The 26111-nt window shown below is 56.6% G+C and carries 25 protein-coding genes and 1 tRNA gene; 14 read left to right on the top strand and 12 right to left on the bottom strand.

Translation table 11 applies throughout. The annotated features are described in order from the left end of the window. Nucleotides 1-100 precede the first annotated feature (100 nt). The gene (yddG, locus tag RSQ48_RS11380; protein ID WP_415301806.1) at nucleotides 101-1069 is read right to left on the bottom strand and encodes an aromatic amino acid DMT transporter YddG; all 969 of its coding nucleotides are present in this window, start codon (nucleotides 1067-1069) and stop codon (nucleotides 101-103) included. A gap of 426 nt (nucleotides 1070-1495) precedes the next feature. Between yddG and RSQ48_RS11375 the strand changes: the two genes are divergently transcribed. The 5 genes from RSQ48_RS11375 to thpD all read left to right on the top strand — a co-directional run bounded on the left by RSQ48_RS11375 (nucleotide 1496) and on the right by thpD (nucleotide 5314). Next, a complete protein-coding gene (locus RSQ48_RS11375) occupies nucleotides 1496-2023 on the top strand; it encodes a MarR family winged helix-turn-helix transcriptional regulator (protein WP_003802867.1) in 528 nt (175 codons plus the stop codon). Continuing rightward, nucleotides 2020-2577, top strand: a complete 558-nt coding sequence (gene ectA / locus RSQ48_RS11370; RefSeq protein ID WP_003802869.1) for a diaminobutyrate acetyltransferase — start codon at nucleotides 2020-2022, stop codon at nucleotides 2575-2577. The genes RSQ48_RS11375 and ectA overlap by 4 nt, the downstream gene beginning before the upstream one ends. A 95-nt stretch (nucleotides 2578-2672) precedes the next feature. After that, a complete protein-coding gene (ectB, locus tag RSQ48_RS11365; protein ID WP_003802871.1) occupies nucleotides 2673-3980 on the top strand; it encodes a diaminobutyrate--2-oxoglutarate transaminase in 1308 nt (435 codons plus the stop codon). Then, complete coding sequence (locus RSQ48_RS11360; RefSeq protein WP_059317968.1) at nucleotides 3980-4372, top strand: ectoine synthase; 393 nt, start codon at nucleotides 3980-3982, stop codon at nucleotides 4370-4372. Before ectB ends, RSQ48_RS11360 begins: the two co-directional genes overlap by 1 nt. 18 nt (nucleotides 4373-4390) lie before the next feature. Further along, nucleotides 4391-5314 carry an ectoine hydroxylase gene (thpD, locus tag RSQ48_RS11355; protein ID WP_003802877.1) on the top strand — a complete coding sequence of 308 codons (924 nt, stop codon included), beginning with the start codon at nucleotides 4391-4393 and terminating at the stop codon, nucleotides 5312-5314. 347 nt (nucleotides 5315-5661) lie between these two features. Here the strand turns inward: thpD and ehuA are convergent, their stop codons facing one another. From ehuA to ehuB, 4 genes are all read right to left on the bottom strand, one after another. Continuing rightward, nucleotides 5662-6450 (bottom strand): ectoine/hydroxyectoine ABC transporter ATP-binding protein EhuA, encoded by a 789-nt coding sequence (gene ehuA / locus RSQ48_RS11350; RefSeq protein WP_003802881.1) that lies wholly within the window; start codon nucleotides 6448-6450, stop codon nucleotides 5662-5664. Next, nucleotides 6447-7139 (bottom strand): ectoine/hydroxyectoine ABC transporter permease subunit EhuD, encoded by a 693-nt coding sequence (gene ehuD / locus RSQ48_RS11345; protein WP_003802883.1) that lies wholly within the window; start codon nucleotides 7137-7139, stop codon nucleotides 6447-6449. Before ehuD ends, ehuA begins: the two co-directional genes overlap by 4 nt. A 2-nt stretch (nucleotides 7140-7141) precedes the next feature. Beyond that, on the bottom strand, nucleotides 7142-7813 hold the full coding sequence (gene ehuC, locus RSQ48_RS11340) for an ectoine/hydroxyectoine ABC transporter permease subunit EhuC (RefSeq protein ID WP_003802885.1): 672 nt from the start codon (nucleotides 7811-7813) through the stop codon (nucleotides 7142-7144). A 102-nt stretch (nucleotides 7814-7915) separates the two neighbouring features. After that, nucleotides 7916-8782 carry an ectoine/hydroxyectoine ABC transporter substrate-binding protein EhuB gene (gene ehuB / locus RSQ48_RS11335; protein WP_059317967.1) on the bottom strand — a complete coding sequence of 289 codons (867 nt, stop codon included), beginning with the start codon at nucleotides 8780-8782 and terminating at the stop codon, nucleotides 7916-7918. 520 nt (nucleotides 8783-9302) lie between these two features. On the opposite strand from ehuB, the gene RSQ48_RS11330 reads away from it, so the two are divergent. From RSQ48_RS11330 to RSQ48_RS11305, 6 genes are all read left to right on the top strand, one after another. Then, the gene (locus RSQ48_RS11330; protein WP_003802889.1) at nucleotides 9303-11390 is read left to right on the top strand and encodes a carbon starvation CstA family protein; all 2088 of its coding nucleotides are present in this window, start codon (nucleotides 9303-9305) and stop codon (nucleotides 11388-11390) included. Between the two features lies 1 nt (nucleotide 11391). Beyond that, entirely contained in the window at nucleotides 11392-11622 is a 231-nt protein-coding gene (locus RSQ48_RS11325) for a YbdD/YjiX family protein (RefSeq protein WP_059317966.1), read from the top strand. Nucleotides 11623-12107: 485 nt separating this feature from the next. Beyond that, nucleotides 12108-13202 (top strand): 3-deoxy-7-phosphoheptulonate synthase AroG, encoded by a 1095-nt coding sequence (aroG, locus tag RSQ48_RS11320; protein ID WP_329956489.1) that lies wholly within the window; start codon nucleotides 12108-12110, stop codon nucleotides 13200-13202. Between the two features lie 26 nt (nucleotides 13203-13228). Further along, entirely contained in the window at nucleotides 13229-14650 is a 1422-nt protein-coding gene (locus RSQ48_RS11315) for an FAD-binding oxidoreductase (RefSeq protein WP_003802895.1), read from the top strand. Nucleotides 14651-14851: 201 nt separating this feature from the next. Continuing rightward, nucleotides 14852-15967, top strand: a complete 1116-nt coding sequence (gene mnmA / locus RSQ48_RS11310; RefSeq protein WP_415301805.1) for a tRNA 2-thiouridine(34) synthase MnmA — start codon at nucleotides 14852-14854, stop codon at nucleotides 15965-15967. A gap of 9 nt (nucleotides 15968-15976) precedes the next feature. Beyond that, nucleotides 15977-16789: a sulfite exporter TauE/SafE family protein gene (locus tag RSQ48_RS11305; RefSeq protein ID WP_003802898.1), complete on the top strand. Its 813-nt coding sequence runs from the start codon at nucleotides 15977-15979 to the stop codon at nucleotides 16787-16789. Here the strand turns inward: RSQ48_RS11305 and RSQ48_RS11300 are convergent. Further along, nucleotides 16776-17873 carry an alpha/beta hydrolase gene (locus RSQ48_RS11300; RefSeq protein ID WP_415301804.1) on the bottom strand — a complete coding sequence of 366 codons (1098 nt, stop codon included), beginning with the start codon at nucleotides 17871-17873 and terminating at the stop codon, nucleotides 16776-16778. The genes RSQ48_RS11305 and RSQ48_RS11300 overlap by 14 nt on opposite strands. An 84-nt stretch (nucleotides 17874-17957) precedes the next feature. Here RSQ48_RS11300 and RSQ48_RS11295 point away from each other — a divergent pair, with 84 nt between their 5' ends. Further along, nucleotides 17958-18809, top strand: a complete 852-nt coding sequence (locus RSQ48_RS11295) for a helix-turn-helix domain-containing protein (RefSeq protein WP_415301803.1) — start codon at nucleotides 17958-17960, stop codon at nucleotides 18807-18809. A gap of 59 nt (nucleotides 18810-18868) precedes the next feature. Here the strand turns inward: RSQ48_RS11295 and RSQ48_RS11290 are convergent, their stop codons facing one another. Next, nucleotides 18869-19480 carry a glutathione S-transferase family protein gene (locus RSQ48_RS11290; RefSeq protein WP_003802903.1) on the bottom strand — a complete coding sequence of 204 codons (612 nt, stop codon included), beginning with the start codon at nucleotides 19478-19480 and terminating at the stop codon, nucleotides 18869-18871. A gap of 235 nt (nucleotides 19481-19715) precedes the next feature. Here RSQ48_RS11290 and purB point away from each other — a divergent pair, with 235 nt between their 5' ends. Together purB and RSQ48_RS11280 are read left to right on the top strand one after the other, a co-directional pair. After that, on the top strand, nucleotides 19716-21092 hold the full coding sequence (gene purB / locus RSQ48_RS11285; protein ID WP_059317963.1) for an adenylosuccinate lyase: 1377 nt from the start codon (nucleotides 19716-19718) through the stop codon (nucleotides 21090-21092). Nucleotides 21093-21193: 101 nt separating this feature from the next. Further along, entirely contained in the window at nucleotides 21194-21646 is a 453-nt protein-coding gene (locus RSQ48_RS11280) for a c-type cytochrome (RefSeq protein WP_003802907.1), read from the top strand. Between the two features lie 124 nt (nucleotides 21647-21770). Here the strand turns inward: RSQ48_RS11280 and RSQ48_RS11275 are convergent, their stop codons facing one another. From RSQ48_RS11275 to RSQ48_RS11255, 5 genes are all read right to left on the bottom strand, one after another. After that, nucleotides 21771-23006, bottom strand: a complete 1236-nt coding sequence (locus RSQ48_RS11275; RefSeq protein ID WP_131070711.1) for an ammonium transporter — start codon at nucleotides 23004-23006, stop codon at nucleotides 21771-21773. Between the two features lie 14 nt (nucleotides 23007-23020). Further along, a complete protein-coding gene (locus RSQ48_RS11270; protein ID WP_003802910.1) occupies nucleotides 23021-23359 on the bottom strand; it encodes a P-II family nitrogen regulator in 339 nt (112 codons plus the stop codon). 1220 nt (nucleotides 23360-24579) lie between these two features. After that, entirely contained in the window at nucleotides 24580-24702 is a 123-nt protein-coding gene (locus RSQ48_RS11265; RefSeq protein ID WP_003802911.1) for a hypothetical protein, read from the bottom strand. Between the two features lie 373 nt (nucleotides 24703-25075). Continuing rightward, nucleotides 25076-25151 (bottom strand) — tRNA-Lys (locus tag RSQ48_RS11260). A gap of 72 nt (nucleotides 25152-25223) precedes the next feature. Next, entirely contained in the window at nucleotides 25224-26078 is an 855-nt protein-coding gene (locus RSQ48_RS11255) for a neutral zinc metallopeptidase (protein ID WP_003802913.1), read from the bottom strand. Between the last annotated feature and the right edge of the window lie 33 nt (nucleotides 26079-26111).

The raw sequence follows: 26111 nt of genomic DNA, 5'->3' as shown, positions 1-26111 counted from the left end.
TGCCAGCTAATTAAATGGTTATTCGTACCGCTTCTGCTTGAATTAAGCAGGAGCGGTTTTTTGTTTTTATATTGCGCCGCAACAAATCGCTTTTACTTTGTTATTGTTGCCCCGGGGGCCCCGCTGCGTCGGCAGAGATGCAGCGCGACTTTTCAGCAGGTTGCGCGTTCTTGAGCACTTTGGGCTGGCGAAGCCGGATGGCCAGCCAGCATAGCAAGGCGCCCGAGCACACCATGGCTGAGCCTTGCCAGAAGCTCGTCGCCAATGGCGTGCGCAGTAGCAGGCTGGACAAGGCCGCCGAAAATACCGGGATAAAGTAGGAGGCACCGGCGAGCAGGGTGATATTGCCGTGCAAAATGCCGACATTCCAGGCTGCATAGCCAAAACCCATCGCGCTGGCAGCCAACAGCAAATACACCAGAGCCGGTGTCGACACTGTCAGGCTAGGAGCTCCCTGAAACAGATGGTTCATCCACAAGGTGGCCGCGGTCAGCATGAAAAATAAGGTGATGCCATTTTTACCCTGCGCGATGCGTGCGGTCATGGTGCTGTAGCCAGCCCAGATCAGGGCCCCGCTCAGTGCCAGGCCATAGCTCAAGGGGTTGTCCTGCACGTTGAGCCAGACGCTGTTCGGATTCAAGCCTTGCTCACCACCGAGAATCCAGCTGATGCCCAACATGGACAAAAACAGGCCCGGGACGATCAGCCAATTGGCTTTCTGTTGCTTGAATAAAATGGCCGCCACGATGGTGAAGGTCGGCCAGAGATAATTGACCATGCCCACCTCAATGGCTTGCCGGCTGTTATGCGCATAAGCAATCGATAGGGCCAGGCAGAGCTCATAGCAGACAAAGAGGATGCTGCCCCAGAACAGATAAAGGCGCGGAAATTCGCGCAGCCTCACCCATCCAGTTGATAAAAGCAAAAAGACGGAGGCCAAGGTATAAATCAGGGCCGCGCCGCCGGTAGGGCCCAGATAGTCGCTGACGCTGCGGATCAGGCCGACAATCGTGCTCCATAAGATGATGGCCATCAGCCCGATCAGGGTGGCTTTATCAGATTGTTTCATGCGGGTTTCAATGTCTGCCGAGCGTGCCCTGGGCGGCAGGCGGCTTTACTTGCTGGGGACACTTATGGGTTAATGGGCCGGCTTTGTATCCGGATCTGGCTGTCTGTAAGCAGAGCTTGAGCGCCAGGGATGGGTGCTGACAGCGATCCAGGCCGTGTGGGCGGACCGTTTGTAGCAGTGTACTGCAGGCGCGGTGCGCGCTCGTACCCCTTGTGAGGACGGGAGGACAAGGATAACAGGCCATTTTGTCTACCCCCCTGGAGAGGGCGACAAGTTGGAATACTTACATTTTCTTGAGTTTTGAGTCGAACCTTCTGTTTACGCTCCGTATGATTTTGAGTGTAAATCGGTTTGACTTGAATATTTTCTGCGGATATCATTTCAACACGAATTAATAGTGCTGAATTATTTTGTTTGGCTAATTAAATGACTACGGATCAACATTACGATTTACGAATTTTGCGGGCTTTGCGCCAGATCACGCGCTCGATTGCCCTGCATTCCCGGCAGCTGTCGGCGTACAGCAATATCACCGCGCCCCAGTTGATCTGCCTGCGCACCATTATTGAGAAGGGGCCCTTGACGGCGACGGCCATCAGTCGCGAAATGCACGTCAGCCCCAGCACCGTAGTGGGGATTCTGGATCGTCTGGAAGACAAGAAGCTGGTGTTGCGCGAGCGTGGTCGGGAAGACCGCCGCATTGTATTTGTCAGTGCCACACCGGAAGGCAAGACCTTGGCCCGTGATACACCATCCCCTTTGCAAAAGAAGTTGTCGGACGCCCTCAAAGAGCTGCCTGAGCTGGAGCAAGCCACCATGACGCTGTCCTTGGAGCGCATTGTTCGCCTGCTTGATGCGGATCCGGATGTCGTGCTGGAGGCCGATGAGACGGCTTCCCCTATTCTAGAGGTCCCGGAAGGGGATGTGCCCCCCGAATCCGGGTTGGTGGTGTGACGGCCCGACCGGATACGGGCAGCGCGACAGGCAGCGTGGGTGCTGCCGGGCCTGCCCCCGCTGTTCCGGCGCTGGTATTGCGTGCGCCCGTGCTGCGTGACGCGGCGGCCATCCATCAGCTGATTGCCGCCTGCCCACCGTTGGACCTGAATTCTGAATATCTCTATTTGCTGCTCAGCGAGCATTTTTCCCGGACCTGCGTTGTTGCGCAGCGGGGGGAACAAATAGACGGTTTCATCTCTGCCTACTTTCTCCCCGACCGTCCCGATGTGCTCTTTGTCTGGCAAGTGGCGGTGCATGAGCGCGCCCGTGGGCAGCGTCTGGGACAGGCCATGCTGGAACACTTAAGACAAGGTCTGAGTGACCGTGACTGGCGCTTTCTGGAAACGACAGTCAGCCCCGGCAACCTGGCCTCGCGTGGCTTGTTTGCAGCGATGGCGCGCCGTTGGGGAGCACCCCTGCAGGAACACGCATTTTTTGATACTGCTTTGTTTGCCGCGCAGGCACACGAGGCAGAACCTCTATTACGAATCGGCCCCTTGGACTCAGGATAAGGGGACTTTACGCAAAAGAACGGTAGAGCCGGTCTGGTTCGCTGATTGGTGTTTGTCGGCTCAAGACACGCCGTTCTATAACCAGGAGAGGAAATATGACTGACTTAAAAATATTCGACCGGATGGAGTCTGAAGTAAGGGGCTACGTCCGGTCCTTTCCGGTCATTTTCAACAAAGCCCGAGGCTCGGTTTTGGAGGACGAGTCAGGCAGGCAATACATCGATTTTTTCAGTGGAGCCGGTACGCTCAATTACGGGCATAACAATCCCCACTTGAAAGAAAAGCTGATTGAGTACCTGAACACCGACGGCTTGGTACATGGTTTGGATATGGCCACCAGCGCCAAGAAGTATTTTCTGGAAGCGGTGGACAAGATACTGCTCAAACCGCGCGGGTGGAATTATCGCCTGCAGTTTACGGGCCCGACGGGCACCAATGCCGTGGAGGCGGCGTTAAAACTGGCGCGACAGGTCAAGGGGCGCCAGAATGTGATTTCCTTTACGCACGGTTTCCACGGCGTCAGCACGGGTTCCCTGGCAGTGACGGCAAATTCCAAGTTCCGCAGTGCGGCAGGTGTGGCCCTGGGCAATACCTCGTTTATGCCGTATGACGGTTACCTGGGGCCGGACGTCAATACGATGGCCTATCTGGAGCGCTTGCTGGAAGACCCCAGCAGCGGCCTGGACCATCCTGCCGCGGTCATCGTGGAAACCGTGCAAGGTGAAGGAGGCGTGAACGTGGCCACACAGCGCTGGTTGCGCGAGTTGCAACGCCTGTGCCGCGAACATGACATGTTGCTGATTGTCGATGACATTCAGGTCGGTTGTGGTCGTACTGGTCGTTTCTTCAGCTTTGAACAGGCCGGCATCAGCCCTGACATCATTACACTGTCCAAATCGTTGTCCGGTTTTGGCTTGCCCATGTCCTTGGTCCTGTTGCGCCCTGAGCTGGATGTGTGGAAGCCCAGCGCCCATAACGGCACCTTCCGTGGCAATAACCTGGCATTTGTGACGGCCGCCCAGGCTCTGGAAAGTTACTGGGCCAATGAGGACTTCGAGACGGAAATCCAGGCCAAGGAGCGACAGGTGCGCGACTGGCTGGAAAATCTGGTGCACAGCTACCCGGATCGGGGCTTGAGTGTGCGGGGACGCGGACTGATTCAAGGTCTGGTCACGCCGCCCGGTGCGGGTCTGGCTAATGAAATTGCGGCCCAGGCCTTCAAGCAGGGTTTGGTCATTGAGACCTCGGGGGCCCACGACGAGGTGTTGAAGCTGCTGCCGGCGCTCACGATCAGCAACGAGGAGCTCAGCCAAGGTCTGGACATCATTGAGCGCAGTGTCGCCCAGTGCCTGTCCAAACGCGGCAGTCAGGCCAAGATTCTGAAGATTGGAGGAGCACGCTGATGCTGGTCAAAAACGTCAAAGATGTGATTGGAACCCGTGACGAGGTGCGCACGGACACCTGGGTCAGTCGCCGTGTCTTGCTCAAGAAAGACGGCATGGGCTTTTCTTTTCACGAAACCGTTATTTTTCCGGGCACTGAGACGCACATCCACTACCAGAATCATTTGGAGGCGGTGTGGTGCATTGAAGGCGACGGTGAAATTGAAACGGTAGCCGACGGCAAGAAGTACGAGTTGGGGCCAGGCGTGGTCTACGCCCTGGATCAGCACGATGAGCACTATCTGCGCGGTGGCAAGGAGCCATTGCGGGTGATATGCGTGTTCAATCCGCCCTTGACCGGTCAGGAAGTTCACGATGAGAAAGGGGTCTATCCCGCTATTGTGGAAGACTGACATCTTAAGGAGATCATGATGACAGTGACCATGAGCGATCTGTACACATCCCGTACAGAACGAACGGCGGCCATCGTCAGCCGTCAGGAGCCGGTGGTGTATCCGGACCCGGTAGGTAGCCAGCCCTTGAATCGGGCCCAACTGCGCGAATATGAGGACAATGGCTTTTTGCTGTTGCCTGACTTGTTCAATGCGCAGGAAGTGCAGGCGCTGCTGAGTAATGTCCAGGCCATGAGTGCAGACCCCGCCATTTTGTCGCGTGAAGAAGCCGTGGTTGAAAAGGGCAGCCAGGCGGTGCGTTCGATCTTTCGGGTGCATGAGCTGAGCGACCTGATTGCCCGCCTGGTGCGGGACCCGCGGGTGCTGGATGTGGCCCGCCAGATTCTGGGCTCGGAAGTCTATGTGCATCAGTCCCGTGCCAACCTGAAGCCGGGCTTTACCGGCAAGGAGTTCTATTGGCATTCGGACTTCGAGACCTGGCATATTGAAGACGGGATGCCCCAAATGCGCGCCTTGAGTTGTTCGGTGCTGCTTACGGACAATAATGTGTGCAACGGGCCACTGATGCTGGTGCCGGGTTCACACCGTCAGTTCATTTCCTGCACTGGGCAGACGCCGGACAATCACTACAAGGAGTCCTTGCGCAAGCAGGAGTATGGCGTGCCTGACCCGATCAGCTTGCGTTTGCTGGTCGATCAGGGTGGAATCGAAGCCATTACGGCCAAAGCCGGTTCCGTGATCTTTTTTGACTGCAATACCTTGCATGGTTCAGCCAGCAATATTTCGCCTTGGCCACGAGCCAATGTGTTCACGGTCTACAATAGCGTGGAAAATTGTGTGGGTGAGCCCAAGCAGGGTCTGACCCCTCGGCCTGCACATGTAGCCACACGTGGACATTTCCCCGTCCTTAAGCCATTGGATGGGCCGCTGTTGGAGTCCTGAACAAGCGGAAGGTCTGTAGTTTTTGAGACCTTGGCCCGATAAAACGCTCCCTGGATTTATTTCCGGGGGGCGTTTTTTTGTATGGGCAGGTTTTCAGTGGCAGACTCAGGTTCTGACGCTCAGAAAAGCGCAGGTCAGACACTCGAGAGGGCGCCACGATACGGCAGGCAGGCCCGACGGGTGCGGGGCCGCCAGGCCCTTGGTTACCACGGTATTGGGATGGACGAGTGCCTCAGCCTTGAGTGCCAGCGTGGGCGTGGTGTAAACGGCTTGAAGTCTCACTTTGCCGCCAGCGTCGCTAAAGAGGAGCATCTCAGTGGCAGAAGTGGCCCACCACTGGGGATTGACTACGCCGCTTGAATGAAATTGCTCAAAAAGGCCTGGGTCCGTGCTTCCTGCGGGTGACAGAACACTTGCTCTGGCGGACCGGATTCCACGATCACGCCTTTGTCAAAGAAACAGACGCGGTCTGACACCTCCTTGGCAAATTGCATTTCGTGGGTCACCAGCAAGATGGTCAGATCCTGTTCCTGGCTCAGCTTCTGAATCACGCCCAGCACTTCGCCGACCAGTTCCGGGTCCAGTGCCGAGGTGGGCTCATCGAACAGCAAAATGTTCGGCTCCATGGCCAGAGCGCGGGCAATGCCCACACGTTGTTGCTGACCGCCCGAGAGCTGACTGGGGAATTTGTCCGCATGGTCGATCAGACCCACCAGATCCAGGTATTTGGTGGCTCGTTCGCGCGCTTGCTCTTTGGACAGGCCCAGTACATGCATGGGGGCTTCGGTCACGTTGCGCATTACGGTCATGTGAGGGAACAGATTGAACTGCTGAAATACCATTCCCATTTCCTTGCGCATTTCGCGCAAATGCTTTTGGCTGGCGGGGACCAACTGGTCGTTGACACGTTCATGCCACAGGGGTTTGCCCGCGACTGTAATGACGCCGTCGTCTATGGTTTCCAGCGTCATCAGGATACGTAGCACCGTTGATTTGCCCGATCCTGAGGGGCCGATGATAGTGACTTTTTCACCCCGCCTGACTTGAAAGTTCAATGCATCCAGTACGGTGACGTCACCGAATTTTTTGGTGACATGCTCAAATTCAATGATGGGCTTGGAGAGTGTGTCGATCATCGCAGAGGGATTCCTTGCTTGGGCAAACGTTGGTCCAGTGCTCGTATCCCCGCTGAAGCCAGCAGGGTCAGCAGCAGGTACAGGCCGCCCACCATGGACAGGGGAATGATGTAGTTAAAGGTACGGTCACCAATAATCTTGGCCACATTCAGCACTTCCAGCACCGATACAACAGAAAGCACGGGCACGTCTTTCATGATGGATACCAAGTAGTTGCCCATGGCTGGAATGATGCGGGGGATGGCCTGGGGCAGGGTGATGACCATAAAGGTGCGCAATGGGGAAATATCCAGCGCACGGGCAGCTTCAGTCTGCCCGTGGGTGACGGATTCCAGACCGGCCCGATAAACTTCCGACAGATATGCGCTGTACTGCACACCCAGTGCCAGCGCGCCGGTCAGGAAGGCGGGCAGCACGATGCCGTAGTCCGGCAGTACGTAGTACAGGAAAAACAATTGCACCAGCAATGGCGTGTCGCGCAGGAACTCGGTCAACACATAGGCGGGCCAGGAGATCAGGCGCAGACGCACGCTTTTCAGGCCTGCCAGAATCAGTCCTAACACGGCGGCAACACCAAAACCCAGCACGGCGGCCTGGATGGTCACCCATAAACCTTTGAGCAGGATAGGCAGGATAGACAGCGCAAATGCTCCATTGCTGCTGGTGTCCCATTCAATACCAAACAGCATGTTCAGCTCCTTTGCGCGCGCCAGCGGCCGGTTGCGCGCTCCAGCAATTTCATCAGGACGGTCAGTACCAATGCCATGCCAAAGTACATCAGCAAAAGCAGGGTGTAGATGGTGGTGCTGTCTTGGGTGAAGTTGCGTATTTGTTCAGCTCTAAAGCTCAAGTCCCCCAAGCTGATCAGGGAGACCAGGGCTGTATCCTTCAGGTTCTGCACGGCCAGATTTCCGAAACTGGGCATCATCTCTGGAATGGCCTGGGGCAGGCTGATGCGCCACAGGGTTTGGCGTTCTGTAAAGTCCAGGGCCTTGGCGGCTTCCAGTTGAGAATGCGGTACGGCCTGGATAGCGCCGCGCACCACTTCGGCCCCATAAGCGCCAATGTTCAGGCCCAATGCCAGGGTTCCAGCCACGACCGGGTCCAGCCGCCAGTCCAGACCGAGCGACTCGCCCAGAATCGGCAAGGCAAAGTACAGCCAGAATAGCTGTACCAACAAAGAGGTGCCGCGAAACACCTCGATAACGGTGATGGACAAGGAGCGCAGGACCACAGATCGCGATAGCCTGCCTATACCCAGCGCGAAGGCGGCGATGGCCCCCACGACCGTTGAGTACAGGGTGAGCTGTATGGTGACCCAGGCCCCTTCCATCAGGGCCGAGCTGTAACTTAACCAATCCATATCAGATTCCGGACAAGGGCAGGCGGGGCACTCCCGGTGCGAAATGGGCCCTTGCGAGGGGCTACGCAGGTTCGTGCGGCCGCCTTACCCGCAGGTGAAGGATCAGGCTTTACACAGCTGTTCCGTGGATTTTTCAAACGAGTGCTTGGCGTCTTCCTCGGTAAAGCCGTGCTTGTCGAGGATCGCTTTCCATTCCTCGGTTTTCTTGAATTCGGCCAGCTCCTTGTTCACTGCGTCGCGCAGATCTTCGGATTCCTTGGCAAAAGCAAAACCGCCCCAGCTGCGAACCGGAATGCCGTTGATGACGGGGTCCTTGAATTCGGCGGCCAGTTCCACCTTGCCGCTCCCTTTGGATGCCAGGTCACTGACGGTCTGGCCGGTGGCAGCATAGGCGTCGGCACGACCCGTGGCGACGGTAGAGATGGCATCCGCGTTGTTGGAAATCGTGATCATGCGATCATCGGGTACGCCCAGGGCCTGCATCATTTCCAATTGATCGGCACCGGCCATGATGGCGATCTTGTGATCGGTCTTGGCAAAGTCCTCGTAGGCGTGAATGTTTTTGGGATTGCCCTTGGCCACGAGCAGGCCTTCACCATACGAGCTGTTGGGCTCGGAGAACAGCACGGTATTGCAGCGTTGCGGCAGGATGGCCATTTCAGCGGCCACCATATCAAAGCGCTTGGCTTGCAGGCCGGGAATCAGGGAGCCGAAGTTGGCGGTTTCCCATTTGATTTCCTTGATGCCCAGACGCTCCAGGATGGCTTGCGCCACTTCAGGGCCTGCGCCCTGAGCCTTGCCGGACATGTCCATGTAACCGTAAGGAATTTCATTTGCAACGGCGACGCGAATCACGCCGCGCTCTTTGACTTGTTCCAGCGTGACCGCGTGGGCGCTGGAGGCGGCAGCGACGGTGCCCAGCAGGGCCAAGGCCAGCGCGCAGAGGGGCTTGGAGTGTAGTTTCATCATGAGTCCTTTTCTCGCCTTTACCATTTCGTTATGAATGATTTGTTTTACGAAAGATTTGCAGGGAAATCATAGCGCATAAAATCATTCGTACTCAAATTAAATGGATAGAAACTATCGACCAAAAGAACTGATTAGAATTTATATATAAGTAAAGAGTTTGGTCTTAGGGAAAATGCGTGGTGTCTTGAGTACGTGTTTTTACTATGCTCCCAAGGATTAAAGAGCGCTTGTCCTCTCAAAAGCGCCTGGCTTGTGCCTACCCCAGATTGATTCATGAATGAGTTCGGCGCGCCTTCGGGCGCGCCGACACCTTTTTGGAAAGTGCGCTTTACGGCGCTTTCAAACCCTGCTGGTGCGGGAAATGCACGGTATCAAGAACACTGTGCGGTCCCAGCAAGAGTGCTCATCCTACGCGGTGCTGCGCCTCTTGTACCGGCAGCTGGCGACTTCTTCAGATCAGAAGTACAGCCGGAAAAAAAGTTGGTGACAGACTTACTTAATGCAAAATCGTGGAGGCTCTATGAGCAGAGAAGAGGGCGGTTTTATAAAACAGCATCTGATTTGGGTGCTGGTTGCGGTGCTGGGGGCCTTTGCCCTGGGAACGGTGGCGCTAAGCCGGGGGGAGAGCATCAATGCTCTATGGATCGTAGTCGCCGCAGTCTGCGTCTATTTGATTGCCTATCGTTACTACAGCCGTTTCATTGCTCGTAAGGTCTTTGAGCTGGACGCCACCCGCATGACGCCTGCCTGGCGTCATAACGATGGTCTGGACTATGTACCGACCAATAAGCATGTGCTCTTTGGTCACCACTTCGCGGCGATTGCTGGCGCGGGCCCCTTGGTCGGGCCGGTGCTGGCTGCGCAAATGGGTTATCTGCCCGGCATGCTCTGGATTCTGGCCGGCGTGGTATTTGCGGGGGCCGTGCAGGACTTTACCGTTCTGTTCATCTCCATGCGCCGCGACGGGCGCTCGCTGGGGGATCTGATCAAGTCCGAACTGGGCACGGTGCCTGGCGTCATTGCGCTGTTTGGCGCCTTCATGATCATGGTTATCATCCTGGCCGTGCTGGCGCTGATTGTGGTCAAGGCCCTGATCAACTCACCGTGGGGCACCTTTACGGTGGCAGCGACGATTCCGCTAGCCATTTTCATGGGGATTTATCTGCGCTTCCTGCGGCCGGGCCGTATTGGCGAGGTCTCGGTGATCGGGCTGATCTTTCTGCTGGCCGCGATTGTGTACGGCCAGGACGTGGCCGCGCACCCCACCTGGGGGCCGTTCTTCACGTTGAATGGCGAAGAGCTGACCTGGGCACTGATTATTTATGGCTTTATTGCCGCTGTGCTGCCCGTTTGGCTGCTGCTGGCTCCGCGTGACTATCTGTCCACCTTCCTGAAAATCGGCACGATTGTGGGTCTGGCCATCGGGATTGTAATTGTGGCGCCCGATCTGAAAATGCCAGCGACCACCAAATTTATTGATGGCACAGGGCCGGTCTGGTCCGGCAGCTTGTTCCCCTTCTTGTTCATCACCATTGCTTGCGGTGCCGTGTCCGGTTTCCACGCCTTGATTTCCTCGGGCACCACACCCAAGATGATCGAAAACGAAACCCAGGCGCGCTATATCGGTTACGGCGGCATGCTGATGGAATCCTTTGTGGCCATCATGGCTTTGGTCGCTGCTTGCGTGATCGAACCTGGCATTTACTACGCCATGAACAGCCCGGCTGCCCTGATCGGCACGACTCCTGAACAGGCCGCGCAAGTGGTGTCCAGCTGGGGCTTTCTGATTACGCCGGCCGATCTGACCCAGATGGCCAGCGACGTGGGTGAAAACAGCATTATTTCGCGTGCGGGTGGTGCTCCTACCCTGGCGGTAGGCATGGCCTTCATCTTGCATAATGTCATCGGCGGGCCGGCGATGATGAGTTTCTGGTATCACTTTGCGATTCTGTTCGAGGCCCTGTTCATCCTGACTGCCGTGGATGCCGGCACCCGTGCCGGCCGCTTCATGCTGCAGGATCTGATGGGCACCTTCGTACCGGGCTTGCGCCGTACCGAGTCCTTGGTCGCTAACCTGATTGCCACGTCCTTGTGCGTGGCGGCGTGGGGCTATTTCCTGTATCAGGGGGTGGTTGATCCGTTGGGTGGCATCAATACGTTGTGGCCTTTGTTCGGTATTGCCAACCAGATGCTGGCGGCAGTGGCATTGGTGCTGGGGACGGTGGTGCTCTTTAAGATGAAGAAAGATCGCTACGCCTGGGTGACCGTGGTTCCTACTATCTGGCTGTTGATCTGCACGCTGTTTGCCGGCTTTCAGAAGATGTTTCACCCTGATCCCAAGATCGGCTTTCTGGCGCATGCCAAGGTGTATCAACAAGGTCTGGCCGAACAAACGGTCATGGCTCCTGCCAAATCGCTGGAGCAGATGCAGCAGGTTATTTTCAACGATTATGTGAACTCGACCTTATGCGGCTTGTTCATTTTTGTGGTTGTGAGCATGGTGTTCTTTGGCATACGTTGCGTGTTGAACGCGCGCCGCAGTGCCGTGCCACATTCAGCCGAGACGCTGTATGAGCCTTTGCCGGCTCAGGCAACAGCAGGAGCGTGATATGAAAGGATTATTGACTGGAGCGATAGCGCGCGGAGCCCAGGCAGGGCGGGGGACGGGACGCTACCTGGCCACCACCTTGCGTCTGATGGTCGGTGTACCGGATTACGAGACCTATCTGACGCACATGCGGGTAAATCATCCGGACCAACAGCCGATGGCATACGCCGAGTTCTTCCGCGAACGACAGCAGGCGCGGTATGGGGGTAAAGGACGTATCGCGTGCTGCTAAGTGAGTCGGCTAAGGGTCAGAGCCAGGGTTCTGGCCCTTTCTGCATGACAGTCCGATGACAATAAGCCTAATTGTGTTCAGATGTAAAAATAAGACAAACCAAGGTTCTAAACGATTTATCGTGTTTTTTTGCGTCAGCACGAAACAAATGGGCCAATAAAATTCACTAAACGAAATATATGTTTCGTTTTATGGGTTTTTTTCATGGGTTTTTGGTATAAATATTTTGTTTTTATGCGGTTTTTTGGATGAATCTTGCTGGTTTTGTTTGGCGGCGCCTCAGGAACTGTGTTAGGATTTTTCCCATGACTTTCGCAAACCCCGTTTTCTTCTTTTATTTTTATGCTTTTCCGATGCCGCTGGTGGAGGAAAGGACGGGTTGCACCAAACAGAAGTAAGACCTAAATCCTGAAATAAGCCGCCAGCATAGACCGGGCGGCTTTTTTTTCGTTTGCCCCCGGACCTGGCAAACCAACTGGAGTTAAATCGTGTCGCACAATACTGATGATTTACGGATTCGTGAAATTAAGGAGCTCTCTCCCCCATCGCACGTGATGCGCGAGTTTCCGTGTACCTCTGCTGTATCGACGACGGTTCACAAGGCGCGCCGCAGCATCCACAAGATTCTTCACGAACAGGACGATCGTCTGGTGGTCGTGGTGGGCCCGTGTTCCATTCACGATACCGAAGCGGCCATGGACTACGCCCGCCGCCTGACAGAACAGCGCAAGCGTTTTGCGCCCGAGCTGGAAATTGTCATGCGCGTGTACTTTGAAAAGCCTCGTACCACCGTGGGCTGGAAGGGCCTGATTAACGATCCAAACATGGATGGCAGCTTCAATATCAATCAGGGTTTGCGCACTGCTCGTGAATTGCTGCTGGCTGTGAACCAGCTGGATTTGCCAGCGGGCTGCGAGTTTCTGGACATGATTACACCCCAGTACATTGCTGATCTGGTGTCGTGGGGCGCGATTGGTGCGCGCACGACAGAAAGTCAGGTTCACCGAGAACTGTCCTCGGGATTGTCTTGCCCGGTCGGTTTCAAGAACGGCACGGATGGCAATATCCGCATTGCGCTGGATGCCATCAAGGCGGCCTCCCAACCTCACCATTTCCTGTCGGTCACCAAGGGTGGTCACTCCGCCATTGTGTCCACCGTGGGCAATAACGATTGCCATGTGATTCTGCGCGGCGGCAAGGCGCCAAACTATGACGCTGAGCATGTCGAAGCCACCAGCCAGGCCATGATCAAGGCCGGCATGGTGCCGCGTGTGATGATCGATGCCAGCCATGCCAATAGCAACAAGGATTACCGTCGTCAGCCTGACGTGCTGGCCGATGTGGCCGGTCAGATTGCGGGTGGCGATATGCGCATTTGTGGCGTGATGATCGAAAGTCATCTGGTCGGCGGCCGTCAGGACGTCGTCGAAGGCAAGCCGCTGACGTACGGGCAAAGCATTACGGACGGTTGCATTGATTGGGATGACACGGTGGCGGTGCTGGAGAACCTGGCCCAAGCCGTGCGTCAGCGCCGTCAGGCCCGGGTCGCACTTGAAGAAGGGGCACTTAGCCACTCATAATAAGGTTTTGCCTTTTTGGAATGTTCATGAATGCTCCCGCTCATGCCGAAATCGTGCGGCGCCCTTTACCTGAAGGTTTTGTAGAAGCCTTGCAGGCTCAGTTTCAAGAGCGTTGCTCGCTGTCTCACGCCGTGCGTGAGCACCATGGTCGGGATGAATCGCCTTATCCACCCATGCTGCCCGATGTGGTTGTGTTTGCCCGCAGCACTGAAGAAGTGGCCTGGGTGGCCCGTCATTGTCACGAGCATCATGTGCCGCTGATCCCTTACGGGGCTGGCTCCTCGCTGGAAGGACATTTCCTGGCAATTCAAGGTGGCGTCAGCCTGGATTTGTCCGGCATGGACGAGATCGTGGCAATCAACGCCGAAGACTTCACCGCCACGGTGCAAGCTGGCGTGACGCGCATGGCCTTGAACGAGCATATCCGTGATACGGGCTTGTTTTTTCCCATCGATCCCGGTGCGGATGCCAGCTTGGGCGGGATGGCGGCAACCCGTGCGTCGGGTACCAATGCCGTGCGCTACGGGACGATGCGTGAAAACGTCCTGACCCTGAAGGTCGTGACGGCAGACGGCCGTATTATCGATACCGCTAACCGCGCCAAGAAATCCTCGGCCGGTTACGACCTGACCCGTCTATTCATCGGTAGCGAAGGCACGCTGGGCATCATCACCGAAGTGACTGTCCGTCTGTACCCTCAGCCCGAAGCTATTTCTGCCGCCATCTGTAATTTCCCCGATCTGCGCTCTGCCGTGCAGAGCGTGATCGAGGTCATTCAAATGGGTATTCCGATTGCGCGTGTCGAATTCATGGATACCGCAGCCGTACGTGCCACCAATGCCTACAGCAAGCTGACACTGAAAGAATCGCCCCTGTTGCTTTTTGAATTCCATGGCAGCCCCAGCGGGGTTCAGGAGCAGGCCCAGGTAGTTCAGGAAATCACCCGTGAAAATGGTGGCATGGATTTTGAGTGGGCCGACAAGGCCGAGGACCGTTCCCGTTTGTGGACGGCTCGACACAATGCCTACTTTGCCGGCTTGCAACTGCGCCCTGGGTGCCGCTCCAGCACCACGGACGTGTGCGTCCCTATCTCTGCGTTGGCAGAGTGCGTGGCCCAGACCGCGGCCGACATGGATCAGGCTCCGTTTCCGTACACCATCGTGGGCCACGTGGGCGATGGCAACTTTCACGTGCTGATGTTGCTCGATGCCGATAGTCAGGAGGAATGGGACGAGTCCGAGCGCCTGAACCGCCGGCTGGTGGAACGGGCGATTGCCATGCAAGGTACCTGTACCGGCGAGCACGGCGTAGGTTTGCACAAGATGGAGTTCATGCTGGCCGAACACGGTCAAGATGCGCTCGACGTGATGGGCAGCATCAAGCGGGCGCTTGACCCGCATAACATCATGAATCCCGGGAAGATGTTACCCGCACGCGCTCAGGCCTGAGCGCGCGCTTGCCCCTGACCAAGCCCAGTCTGTCCAGCCTGGGCTTTTGTGACCGGGGCGGCACAGCTTGTCAGAAACCCCGTGCGGGGACGGCCTGTCCCTGTACTTGCGTCAGGGCAGGCGTACAATGCTTTTTTTAGTTAGTCGGGTGCGCGCCGGTCCGTGGGTTTGCGGGCTGTGGCCCCGCTCATCATCACTGCAATGACTATTTCCACCAAAAAAGGTCGCGTCGTTATCGGAATGTCCGGCGGCGTGGACTCCTCCGTTTCGGCCTGGTTGCTTAAAGAGCAGGGCTATGAGGTCGTCGGCCTGTTCATGAAGAACTGGGAAGACGACGATGACTCCGAATTTTGCTCCTCGCGCCAGGACTGGCTGGACGCGGCCAGTGTGGCTGATCTGGTCGGTGTCGAAATCGAGGCAGTCAACTTTGCTACGGAATATAAAGATCGCGTGTTTGCGGAGTTCTTGCGAGAGTATTCGGCAGGTCGTACCCCGAATCCCGATGTGCTGTGCAATGCCGAAATCAAGTTCAAGGCTTTTCTGGACCACGCCATGACCTTGGGTGCCGACTGGATTGCCACCGGCCATTACGCCCGTGTGCGTGGCGTGCCCATGGCTGGGGGCGGCACAGACTATCAATTGCTCAAAGGTCTGGATGCCTCCAAGGATCAAAGCTATTTTCTGCACCGCCTGAACCAGGCGCAACTGTCGCGCACTCTGTTCCCGTTGGGCGAGATCAACAAGCAGGAAGTGCGCCGTATTGCTGAGGAATTGAAGCTGCCCAATGCGGCTAAAAAAGACTCAACCGGCATTTGCTTTATCGGCGAGCGTCCTTTTCGCGAGTTCCTGAATCGTTACTTGCCCACTCAGCCCGGTCCGATCAAGACACCGGAAGGGCAGGTGCTGGGCCAGCACGTGGGCCTGGCTTTCCACACCTATGGCCAACGCAAGGGTTTGGGCATTGGTGGCGTCAAGGGCAAGCAGCGCGAAGATGGGACTGCCGACGCCTGGTATGCCGCCCGCAAGGACCTGGCCACGAATACGCTGTATGTCGTGCAGGGTCATGATCATCCCTGGTTGTTACAGTCCGAATTGAAAGCCGAGCAGACCAGCTGGGTTGCAGGTCACCCACCCGCGTTGGGCCCGATTCACGCCAAAACGCGCTATCGTCAGGCCGATGCGGCCTGCACGATTCTGGCTGCCGACGGTGATAGCTTGTCTTTACATTTTGACGAGCCTCAATGGGCCGTCACTCCAGGCCAGTCCGTGGTCTTGTATGACGGTGAGCGCTGCCTGGGCGGCGGCATTATTCAGTAAGAGGCGGGCATGGAACCCATTTTAGTCATCAGTTTGCTGGTGCTGGGTGCCGGTATTGGCTTGGCCGCCGGTCTGCTGGGGATTGGCGGGGGCATGATTCTGGTGCCATTCCTGACCTTTCTGCTGCCCCTGTTTGGTGTGCCGCAGGAGTTGGCCGTTCATGCCTCGATCGCCACGGCGATGGCCACCATCTTGTTTACTTCCTTGTCCAGCGTGCGGGCTCACCATAAGCACGGCGCCATCCGTTGGGATGTGGTCAAGGTGATGGTGCCCGGCCTGATAGTGGGAGGGCTGCTGTCGGGCGGTGCGGTGTTCGCCATGATAGACAGCACGGCGCTGGCTATTGTGTTTGCGGCGTTTGTCTTGTATTCGGCCTCCAAAATGGCCCGTAAATCGGCCCCGGTGCAAGGCCGATCCTTGCCGGCTCCTTTCTGGATTGCCGCCATGGGGGCGCTGATCGGTTTTGTGTCCGGTCTGCTGGGTGCTGGCGGGGCATTTCTGTCCGTTCCTTTTATGCTACGCGGCAATGTGCCGGTTCGGCAGGCGGTTGCGACCTCCGCCGCGCTGGGCTTTTTTATCGCCCTTGCCAATAGCGTGGGCTATATCTGGTCCGGTCAGGTGAGCTTTGGCAGTCATCCAGGCATGATTGGTTTTATCTACTGGCCTGCCTTGCTGATTGTCTCGGCCACCAGCATCTGTACCGCCCCCTTGGGTGCCAGTCTGGCCCACAAGATTGACCAGATGACGCTCAAGCGCATTTTTGCCGGCATGCTGACGGTGCTGGCGCTCTACATGATTGCGCAGGCCATTACACAGGCTTGATGAGGCGCTCAGACTGGACTTTGCCATCGCTAAAGTCCAGTGCATCCCGCTCGGTTTCCTCTAGCGGCTCAAAACTTTCCCCTTGTGTCCATCGCATCGCCGACCGTAGGGCGGTAAGTGCCTGCTCGCTTTGGGGCAAAGTACGGCCGTACGCATGAAACTCGTGCGTCATGTCCGGCCACACATCCAGGCGTACCTGGGCTCCCTGCCGGTGTGCCTCACGGGCAAAATCGCGGATCATATCGACCATGATTTCTTTGCCGCCTGCTTGGATATAGAGAGGGGCCAGATGACGCAGATCCTGGGCGATGGGAGAGAGCTGTGCATTGCTCCAGGGCCCCTCTCCTTTCAGCCACTGCCCATACCGCAGTGTCTGGTAGCCCTGCACCATATCGTAGCGATCATGGCCAAACTGACTGGCCCCTCGTCGTCCGGTATCAGTCCAGGGGCTTAGGGCCAGGGCCAGCGCAGGCTGGGGCAAGCCCGCCTGTCGCACTCTCACCAAGGTCATCAGTGCCAGATGGCCGCCCGCTGAGTCGCCACCCAGGACTATGTCTTGGGGGCGCAAGCCTTGGGCGAGCAAATAACGGTAGGCTTGCACCGCATCGTCCTGTTGGGCCGGATGCGGATGCTCCGGGGTCAGGCGATAGTCCAGGGCAAAAATCGTGGTTTGCAGGCGATGAGCGAGCAGACGAATAAAGTGCAGTGACACCGCGGGATAAAAAGCATAGCCGCCGCCATGGAAGTACAAAAGAGTGTGGGTCTTGTCAGCATGCTCGGGAATAAACCAGTGTCCCCTTGGCTCTTGAGCGGTGCTGGCCTGTACCCGTACCGGCAGGTCCGGTTCTGCAATTGTGTACAGACTGTCGAAGTAAGCCCGGCTTTGAGCGATGTTGTCCAGACGAAAGGCGTGATTGAACTGCTTTCGATAGAACAGGGTGGCGATCTCAAAGGAGATGGTCCAGCCGTGGACTTGTGGCCTGCCTATGGCCCGTCGGGCCAGAACATCCACCGTGGTGGCCCACAACGTAAGGACGCTGCGGCAACGGTGGGACCAGGAACCTTGCAGAATGATTTTGGGCATGGAGAGGAAGCTGAAGTAGGATACAAGAAGAGCAGTCAGTGTGGCCGGCCTTGCTCGGGCCGGATAGAACGGAAGCGACGTCTCATGACCACTTTGTCTCGTGCCTGCCTGCATCGTCCTCGCCGCCATACCGCGGCCAGCATCCATCTGGGGGTAGAGCGGGACACCCGCGGGCTGGATTTGCTGCCTGAGCAGCGTTTGAATTGTTATCCGGCCTCGCCGCTGGTGGTGTTGTCGTGGATTTTTCATGGCCAGTTGCATAGGGTTCGGATGCTGGCTGAGGGCGGTCCGGTGGTTCTGTCAGAGGCTTTGTCCAGTATGGTGCTGGCTGGGCCCTCGCGCACCCCGTCCATGAGTTGGTCTCCGGGCCCCGTGCATGCCATTTCGATTGGGCTTTACCCCGATGCCGTAAGACAGATGTTTGGTATTGAGCCCCATGCCTTGATGGATCAGGTCTTGCCCATGGATCAGGTCTTGCCGGCTGCGGCCTGTCGGATTCTGGAGCAGGTGCAGCCTGGGCAGGGAAGGCTGTTCGAGCAACTGGAAGCAGCCATTTATCGCTGCACGCCTACTGAGCGCCTGGGCAGCAAAGCGGGGTCTGCCAACTTACATGATTGGTTACGAACCTTGGCGATGAGGGCGGCAATGACGCGCCCCGGAACGGGTTTGCGCCAATTGCAAAGACAGATCAAGCGGTGGGCTGGGCAAAGTCAGCGTGAACTGCAACTGTATGTGCGCGTAGAGCGTGCCTTTGACTTGCTGCAGCAGCAGGAAAAGACGGACTGGTCAGCGCTTGCGCTCCAAGCCGGCTACAGTGACCAGTCTCATTTTGGTAGGGAGGTCAAACGGATTACGGGTTATTCGCCAGCCCGTTTTACCCAGCGTCTACAGACTGACGAGGCCTTCTGGATGTACCGTTTACTGGGCGAGTGCTAAGTCGGCAGACATAAAAAAACCCATTCAGAAGAATGGGCCCTGGTTTGCTGTCGCAACGCTCACTGCGTAGGCGGCAAGGTGCTGGCAAACGAGGGGCGCGTCTGGAGTTTCTCATCCAGGCGTTGCAAATTGCCATACTGCGAGCGCCAGTCCAGCTCCGGAAAGCGCAGGTCCAGATAACCCAGTGCGCAGCCCACGGCAATATCGGCCAGGCTAAAGCTGGTTCCCATGCAAAAGGACTGGTCACCAAGGGTGTTGTTCATGGATTGCAGAGCGGCGGTGATCTTGCTGTTCTGACGATCAATCCACGAGGGCAGACGCAGTGCTTCGGGGCGGCGGTTTTCCACCACGATGGCGACGGCGGCATCCAGCAAGCCATCGGCAATGGCTTCCCAGCATTTGACTGCAGCGCGATCACGTCCGGCTTGAGGAATCAGGCGGCCGACGGGCGAGAGGGTATCCAGATACTCGACGATCACGCGGGAGTCAAACAAATTAGCCTGATCGTCCATGATCAGACAGGGGATTTTGCCCAGGGGATTGTGTTTCAGAATATCGCTGTCATCGGCCCACACATCCTCCAGAATCAGCTCGTAATCGAGCTTTTTTTCCGCCATGACAACACGCACTTTGCGCGCGTATGGACTTGTGAGGGAAGCTAGAAGTTTCATAAAAAGCTATCAAAAGTTGCAGGCTCAAAAAGTATAGCAGGAACCTCCGGGCGAACGCCTCGCTAAGAAGGCATGACCCCATAGCGTGGAACAATGTCTTAAAACTGTGGTTTATTCGTCAAATAGCCTGGTGGCTGGTGGATTCTGTCCCTATGCCGAACACGTGGCATCCGGCTGCCAGTGCGCAATGTTAGAATGCGGGCTGACTTTATTCCCCCTTCTTTTCTGTAGAACGATGCACATAGCCGATACCCTGAGCACTCTGAATGCCTTGTCGCCATTGGACGGGCGTTATGGCAGCCGTACCGCCCCCTTGCGTGGCCTGTTGTCCGAAGCCGCATTTATGTGGCATCGCGTGGAGGTCGAAGTGGCCTGGCTGATCGGCCTGTCCGATGCAGGTTTGCCCGAATTGCCGCCTTTCTCTGCCCAGGCCCGCGAGGTACTCAAGACGCTGGTGCAGAACTTCTCGGAAGAGGATGCCGCTCGCATCAAGGCGATCGAGCGCACTACCAACCACGATGTGAAAGCCGTGGAATACTGGCTTAAAGAAAAAGTGGCCGATCACGCCGAATTGTCCGCGGCGGCCGAGTTCATTCACTTTTCCTGCACCTCTGAAGACATCAACAACACGTCGCATGCCTTGATGCTGACGCGTGCCCGTGAGCAGGTGATCCTGCCTCAGTTGCAAGAAGTGTGCGATGCCATCAAGGCGCAGGCCCGTCTGCATGCGGAACAGCCGTTGCTCTCGCGCACGCATGGCCAGCCTGCCAGCCCCAGCACCATGGGCAAAGAGTTCGCCAACGTGGCTGCCCGTTTGCAGAACGCGATTGCGGCGATTGCCGCCGTTGAGCCTCTGGCCAAATTGAACGGTGCGACGGGCAATTACAATGCGCACTTCTCGGCTTACCCCGACATTGACTGGCCTGCCTTTAGCAAGAGCGTGCTGGGTGGGCTTGGCTTGACGCAAAACGTCTACACCATTCAGATTGAGCCGCACGATTGGATGGCTGCCCTGTTTGATGCCATTGCCCGTGCCAACACCATTTTGCTGGACTTCAACCGTGACGTCTGGGGCTACATTTCCCTGGGCTACTTCAAGCAGCGTTTGAAAGAGGGCGAGATTGGTTCGTCCACCATGCCGCACAAGGTCAACCCGATTGATTTTGAGAACTCGGAAGGCAATCTGGGTCTGGCCAATGCCATGTTGCGTCACCTGTCCGAAAAACTGCCCATCTCCCGCTGGCAGCGCGACCTGACCGACTCCACCGTGCTGCGCAACCTGGGCGTGGCCCTGGGGTATAGCGTGGTCGCCTACGATGCCTGCCTGCGTGGTCTGGGCAAACTGGAGTTGAATGCCGCTGCAGTGGATGCAGATATTGATGCCTGCTGGGAAATCCTGGCCGAACCAGTTCAAACCGTGATGCGCCGCTATGGTCTGCCCCAGCCTTACGAGCAGCTCAAAGCGCTGACACGTGGCCGTGGTATTACTGAGGAAGCATTGCGCGAGTTTATTGGTGGTCTGGAGCTGCCCGCCGATGCCAAGAACTATTTGCTTGAGCTGACTCCACGCAGCTATCTGGGCGTGGCGGTACAGTTGGCCAAGGCTATCTGAATCCAGGCGGCTGTACCTGAAAAATAGGGGGGCAGCTGCCTTCGGCTTTCTTGAGCTAGTGCTTTATGAAGTGTTTTATGTTTCATCACACAGGAGTTCACATGAAGAAATTTGCGTTTCTGACCGCCGCTGCCGCCATGTGCGCGGCGTTTGTCGCGCCTGCTACGGCCCAGTTTGCCAAGCCAGAACAAGCCATTGATTACCGTCAGGCCAGCATGGCCCTGATCGGCTCGCACTTTGGTCGCATGGCTCCTGTAGCCAAAAAAGAAGCACCGTATGATGCGGCTGCGATCGCAAAGAACGTGGAAGTATTGACGGTTTTGGCTGCTTTGCCTTGGAGTGCTTTTGGACCGGGTACGGAAGGCGGCGAGACCAAAGCCGAGGCCTGGAGCGATGCTAAAGGTTTCAAGCAAGCAACCGACGAGTTCACTACTGCGATCGATAAGTTGAAAGTGGCCTCCGATTCGGGTGACTTCGATGCCTTCCGTGTGGCATTCGGCAATGTGGGCAAGTCCTGTAAGACATGCCATGATGCCTACCGCAAAGAAAAATAAGCGGCTGGTTTGCGTGTAAAAAAGCCCTCGAAAGAGGGCTTTTTCTTTTAGGCCTGTGCCTGTGTTTGAAGGGGGCAGTTTGCCTGCTGGCAAGATAAACACAAATCATGATCGGTACTCAGTGTTAGTAAGCTGTTTCGCCGTGGGTACGGATATCCAGACCTTCACGCTCATGGTCGGCGTCGACACGCAGGCCACCGCAAACGGCTTTGGCAATGCTAAAGGCAATCCAGGCAGCCAGGCCCGACCAGACCAGAGTGAGCAGTACGCCTTCGAGCTGAATCCACAACTGCATCCAGATACTGTTACCGGCGGCGGTACCTGGCCCCCCCAGAACGGGAGCGTTGAACAAGCCGGTGAGCAGAGCGCCCACAATCCCTCCCAAGCCGTGAATGCCAAAGACATCCAGCGTATCGTCGGCTCGCAGCCAGCGTTTCAGGCCGTTCACGCCCCACAGGCAAGCCAGGGACGTCATCAATCCAATGGCCAGTGCGCCAAGAGGTGCGACAAAACCGGCAGCCGGGGTAATGCCCACCAAACCGGCAATTGCCCCTGAACACGCACCGAGCAAGGAGGGATGGCCTTTGCTGATCCATTCGCCCAGTACCCAGGCGATGACGCCAATAGCGGCAGCCAACATGGTGTTAGAGAAGGCCAGGGTAGCGTTTTCATTGGCCGCCAGTGCCGAGCCTGCGTTAAAGCCGAACCAGCCCACCCACAGCAAGGCTGCGCCGATAAAGGTCAGTGGCAGGTTGTGAGGCGGCATGGCTTCACGACGATAATTCAGGCGCGGACCAATCAGCCAGGCACCCACCAGTCCCGCAATCCCGGCATTAATATGCACGACCGTACCGCCGGCAAAGTCCAGCGCACCACGGGAGTTGAGCAAGCCGCCGTGCTGGGGGTCGGCAAACCAGACCATATGGCAGATGGGCAGATAGGCCAGTGTGAACCAGATCACGGTAAAGACCAAAATAGCCGACAAGCGGGCTCGTTCGGCCAGACTGCCTACGACCAGTGCGCAAGTCAAACCGGCAAAGGTGGCTTGAAAGGACGCAAACAGCAGCTCAGGCAAAGAACCCGACATGGAGAACTGTTGGTCAGCGGCATTGAATAGGCCATTGAAAAAGACCTTGTCCAGACTGCCGATAAACGGATTGCCTGCCGTAAACGCCAGCGAATAGCCATAGATAAACCAAAGCACCACGCCCAGACTGAATACCAGCAAGGTCTGGGACAACATGGACAAGGCATTTTTTTGACGCACCATGCCTGAGTAAAACAGGGCCAGGCCCGGCGCGGCCATCATCAGTACCAGTAGCGTGGAGACTAGCATCCACGATAGATCAGCGTTGTTCATGAGGGGTTCTCCGGTTACAGGGCTTGCTCATCGCATTCGCCGGTGCGGATGCGGATGACATGGTCCAGCGGCTGGACAAAGATCTTGCCGTCACCGATGCGACCGGTGCGGGCACTACTTTGGATGGCTTCCAGCACGCTGGGTAACTGCTCGTCGGGAATGGCCAGCTCAATGCGTATCTTGGGCAGAAAGTCGACCGCGTATTCCGCACCGCGGTAGAGCTCGGTGTGGCCTTTCTGGCGACCGAACCCTTTAACCTCGGTCAGCGTCATCCCCTGTATGCCCAGATCGGAAAGGGCCTCGCGTATCTCGTCAACCTTGAAGGGTTTGACGATGGCGGTAATCAGTTTCATAGGTGTTCCTGAAGTAAGCACAGGCAAGCCAGCCAGACGAATGCAAAGGAACACCGAAGGGGGGTAGGAGACGGTTGAGAGGGGGCCGACCAGGATGGGTAATCCTGATGGATGGCTTGAGTGCAACCGGGCATGGCCGGTTTGAGCGACTCTCCGGCTGTCAGCAAGGTGTGTGACAGCGCGAACGCAAGTGGTAGGCAAGCGGACCTGTGTTGTAGGTTGAAGAGCAACACAATTCCGGCAAGGCGAGTAAGCTAGCTAGGCACGTGACCCCGGTCTTGCCTAGTCGGTGGGCAGCGAGATAACAGCAGCGCTCTGTGACGCCTGTCTCCGCTCATCTCACCACCGCAGGAACAACGACTATGGAAAAATAATATATGTTGCGGCGCAACAAGTGCGCATTGTGTACCGATTTTTTTTTTGAATAGTCTTAACTTTGCAACATTCGGTTTGAAAAAATGCCCCGCCCGCGAACAGGCACGGTAAGCCTGTTTGTATCGCGAAAGTGTCTGGTCTGTAGGGGGGAGAGCCTCGCGGCGTCACGATCTTGGTGAACGCGGCGAGCAGGGTCAGCCTGCAACAAGGACTCAGGAGAGGGCGGTTGACAGGGCAGCCAGCGTCTAAGCGCTGCCCGGGTACGGATGTGGCCAGTTCTACAACTCGCAAGAATCAGGAAAGCAGGCCGGGGCCGGGGTGCAAGGGGCTGTTTGCGCCCGATGTGCTCTTTGAGGGGAAGGTAAGTGGTACATGCCGTCGGTTAAATGCCTGCAGGCCTCCTTGCCATAATTTGAATCCCAGGCAGGCGTCCCATTTGTCACGTTGATAGAGCCAGTGGGTCTGGCAAACGGTGCAGTGGTAAAGACTTTCCGTGCTTTGTTCGTCGGCGTCGTCGACTCGTCGGATGGGTTTGAGGTAGGGATGTCGTTGGGCGTTAGGTTGCGAGAGTGGAAGGGTTTGGCACATGATGCACATGGTGCCGCGATCTAGCTGGGCCATACAATGCTCCTCAAATAATTTTGCGGTTGATGTAATAGCGTTTGCAATTTGGCAGGCCAATCATCGTGGAGTGATGGCTTGTAATAAATGTCACCACGATTCACTGTACTGCAGAAAATGTAGCAACCATTTCAGGCCGCATCTCAATGTAATGACATGCGACCCGTTGAGGATATGAGCGCAGGGCTCGAACGCAGGCGAAGCAGCCCGCCTCGAGCAAAGGTTTACGGTTTTTTCCGGGCCGGAGGCTCATTGCCCGGGATCTTTTTGGGATCAGGTTCGGGGTTGGGCGTCTTGCCTGGAGGCGTGGTGTCGGGAGCTTTGGTGGGATCAATCGCATTTAGCATGAACATCTCCTGGCTAAAGTGATCTTCCAGCGTATCGGATTTCTGGCGCAGACATCGTAAACAACTATGACGACCTGGAAGGTCTTGCCCGTTTTTTTCGGTTGCAAGTCACGGCAAGTCTGCGTGTCGAGAAAGACGATCAGGCTTCCGTCCCGATAACCCGGCTGTGTAGCGTTGACACATGGCGTGTGAGTTGGCTGATTGGGGGGGGGCACCTTGGAGCAGCTCGACACTGGATGGTCTAAGTTGGCCTTTGAGGGTGAGGACGCAAAAAAGCCCGCTCTATGGCGGGCTAATTTACGAGTTTGCGGAGCAATGTGTGATTTGCGGAGCAAACGTTTACAGAGAAATCTTCTGTAAGTCGCAAGATACTTGGTGGGTCGTGACAGACTCGAACTGTCGACCAATGGATTAAGAGTCCAGTGCTCTACCAACTGAGCTAACGACCCCCGTTTCCTGCGAAGAAAAAGATTATAGAACGGAAATTATTCACCACAAGACATGGTTACATAATTTTACGTTTATCCAAGCTTCGGATCGGGCCGACTGAACGTGTCACACATTTTTAACTGACCGGTTTTATACCCTTCCATGAACCAGGCCATGCGCTGTTGCGAACTGCCATGGGTAAAGGAATCGGGCACCACATAGCCTTGAGATTGCTTCTGCAGCGTATCATCGCCTACTGCTTGAGCAGCATCCAGTGCGGAGCGAATGTCCCCCGGCTCCAGAATCTGGCGTTGGGCATCGGCGTGATTGGCCCATATGCCCGCATAGCAGTCGGCCTGCAGTTCCAGGCGCACGGAAGCCTGACGAGCCTGTGAGGCCGAGCCGCTGCGACGGGCTTCATCTACGCGACGCATCATGCCCAGTTGATTCTGAACGTGGTGACCAACCTCGTGCGCAATAACGTAAGCGGGCGCAAAGTTGCCTTTGACCCCCATCGCGTGTTCCATCTCGGTAAAAAAGCCCAGGTCAATATAGAGCTTTTGATCGGCAGGACAGTAAAACGGTCCCATTGCCGATTGGCCTGCACCACAAGCCGTGGGAGTCGATCCACGATACAGAACCAGCACAGGATCGCGGTAGCTGCCATTGGTCTGCTTGGCAAAAATATCGCGCCATACATCCTCGGTTTCACCCAGGATTTTGGCAATAGTCTGTCCCTGCGCATCCGAGGCGGGAACCGGTTGAGATTGTGGGGCGGGAGTCGGGCCCTCGGCCAGGTTCAGCACCACGCTGGGGTCGACCCCGAAGTACATGGCCACCAGGGCCAGAACAATGGTCCCCAGGCCGATCTTGCCGCCGCTCAGGCGTGGCCCATTGGCACGGCGGTCCTCGACATTACGGCTGGAGCGAGACTTATCCAGACGCATCACGCTCTCCTTGAATTTGAAAACGTCAATGTA

This window comes from Alcaligenes sp. SJTW-7 (genome assembly GCF_047716895.1).
GTDB lineage: Bacteria > Pseudomonadota > Gammaproteobacteria > Burkholderiales > Burkholderiaceae_B > Alcaligenes > Alcaligenes ammonioxydans.
Note: the sequence above shows the minus strand (reverse complement) of the source record. Positions and strands in the feature narration are given on the sequence as shown.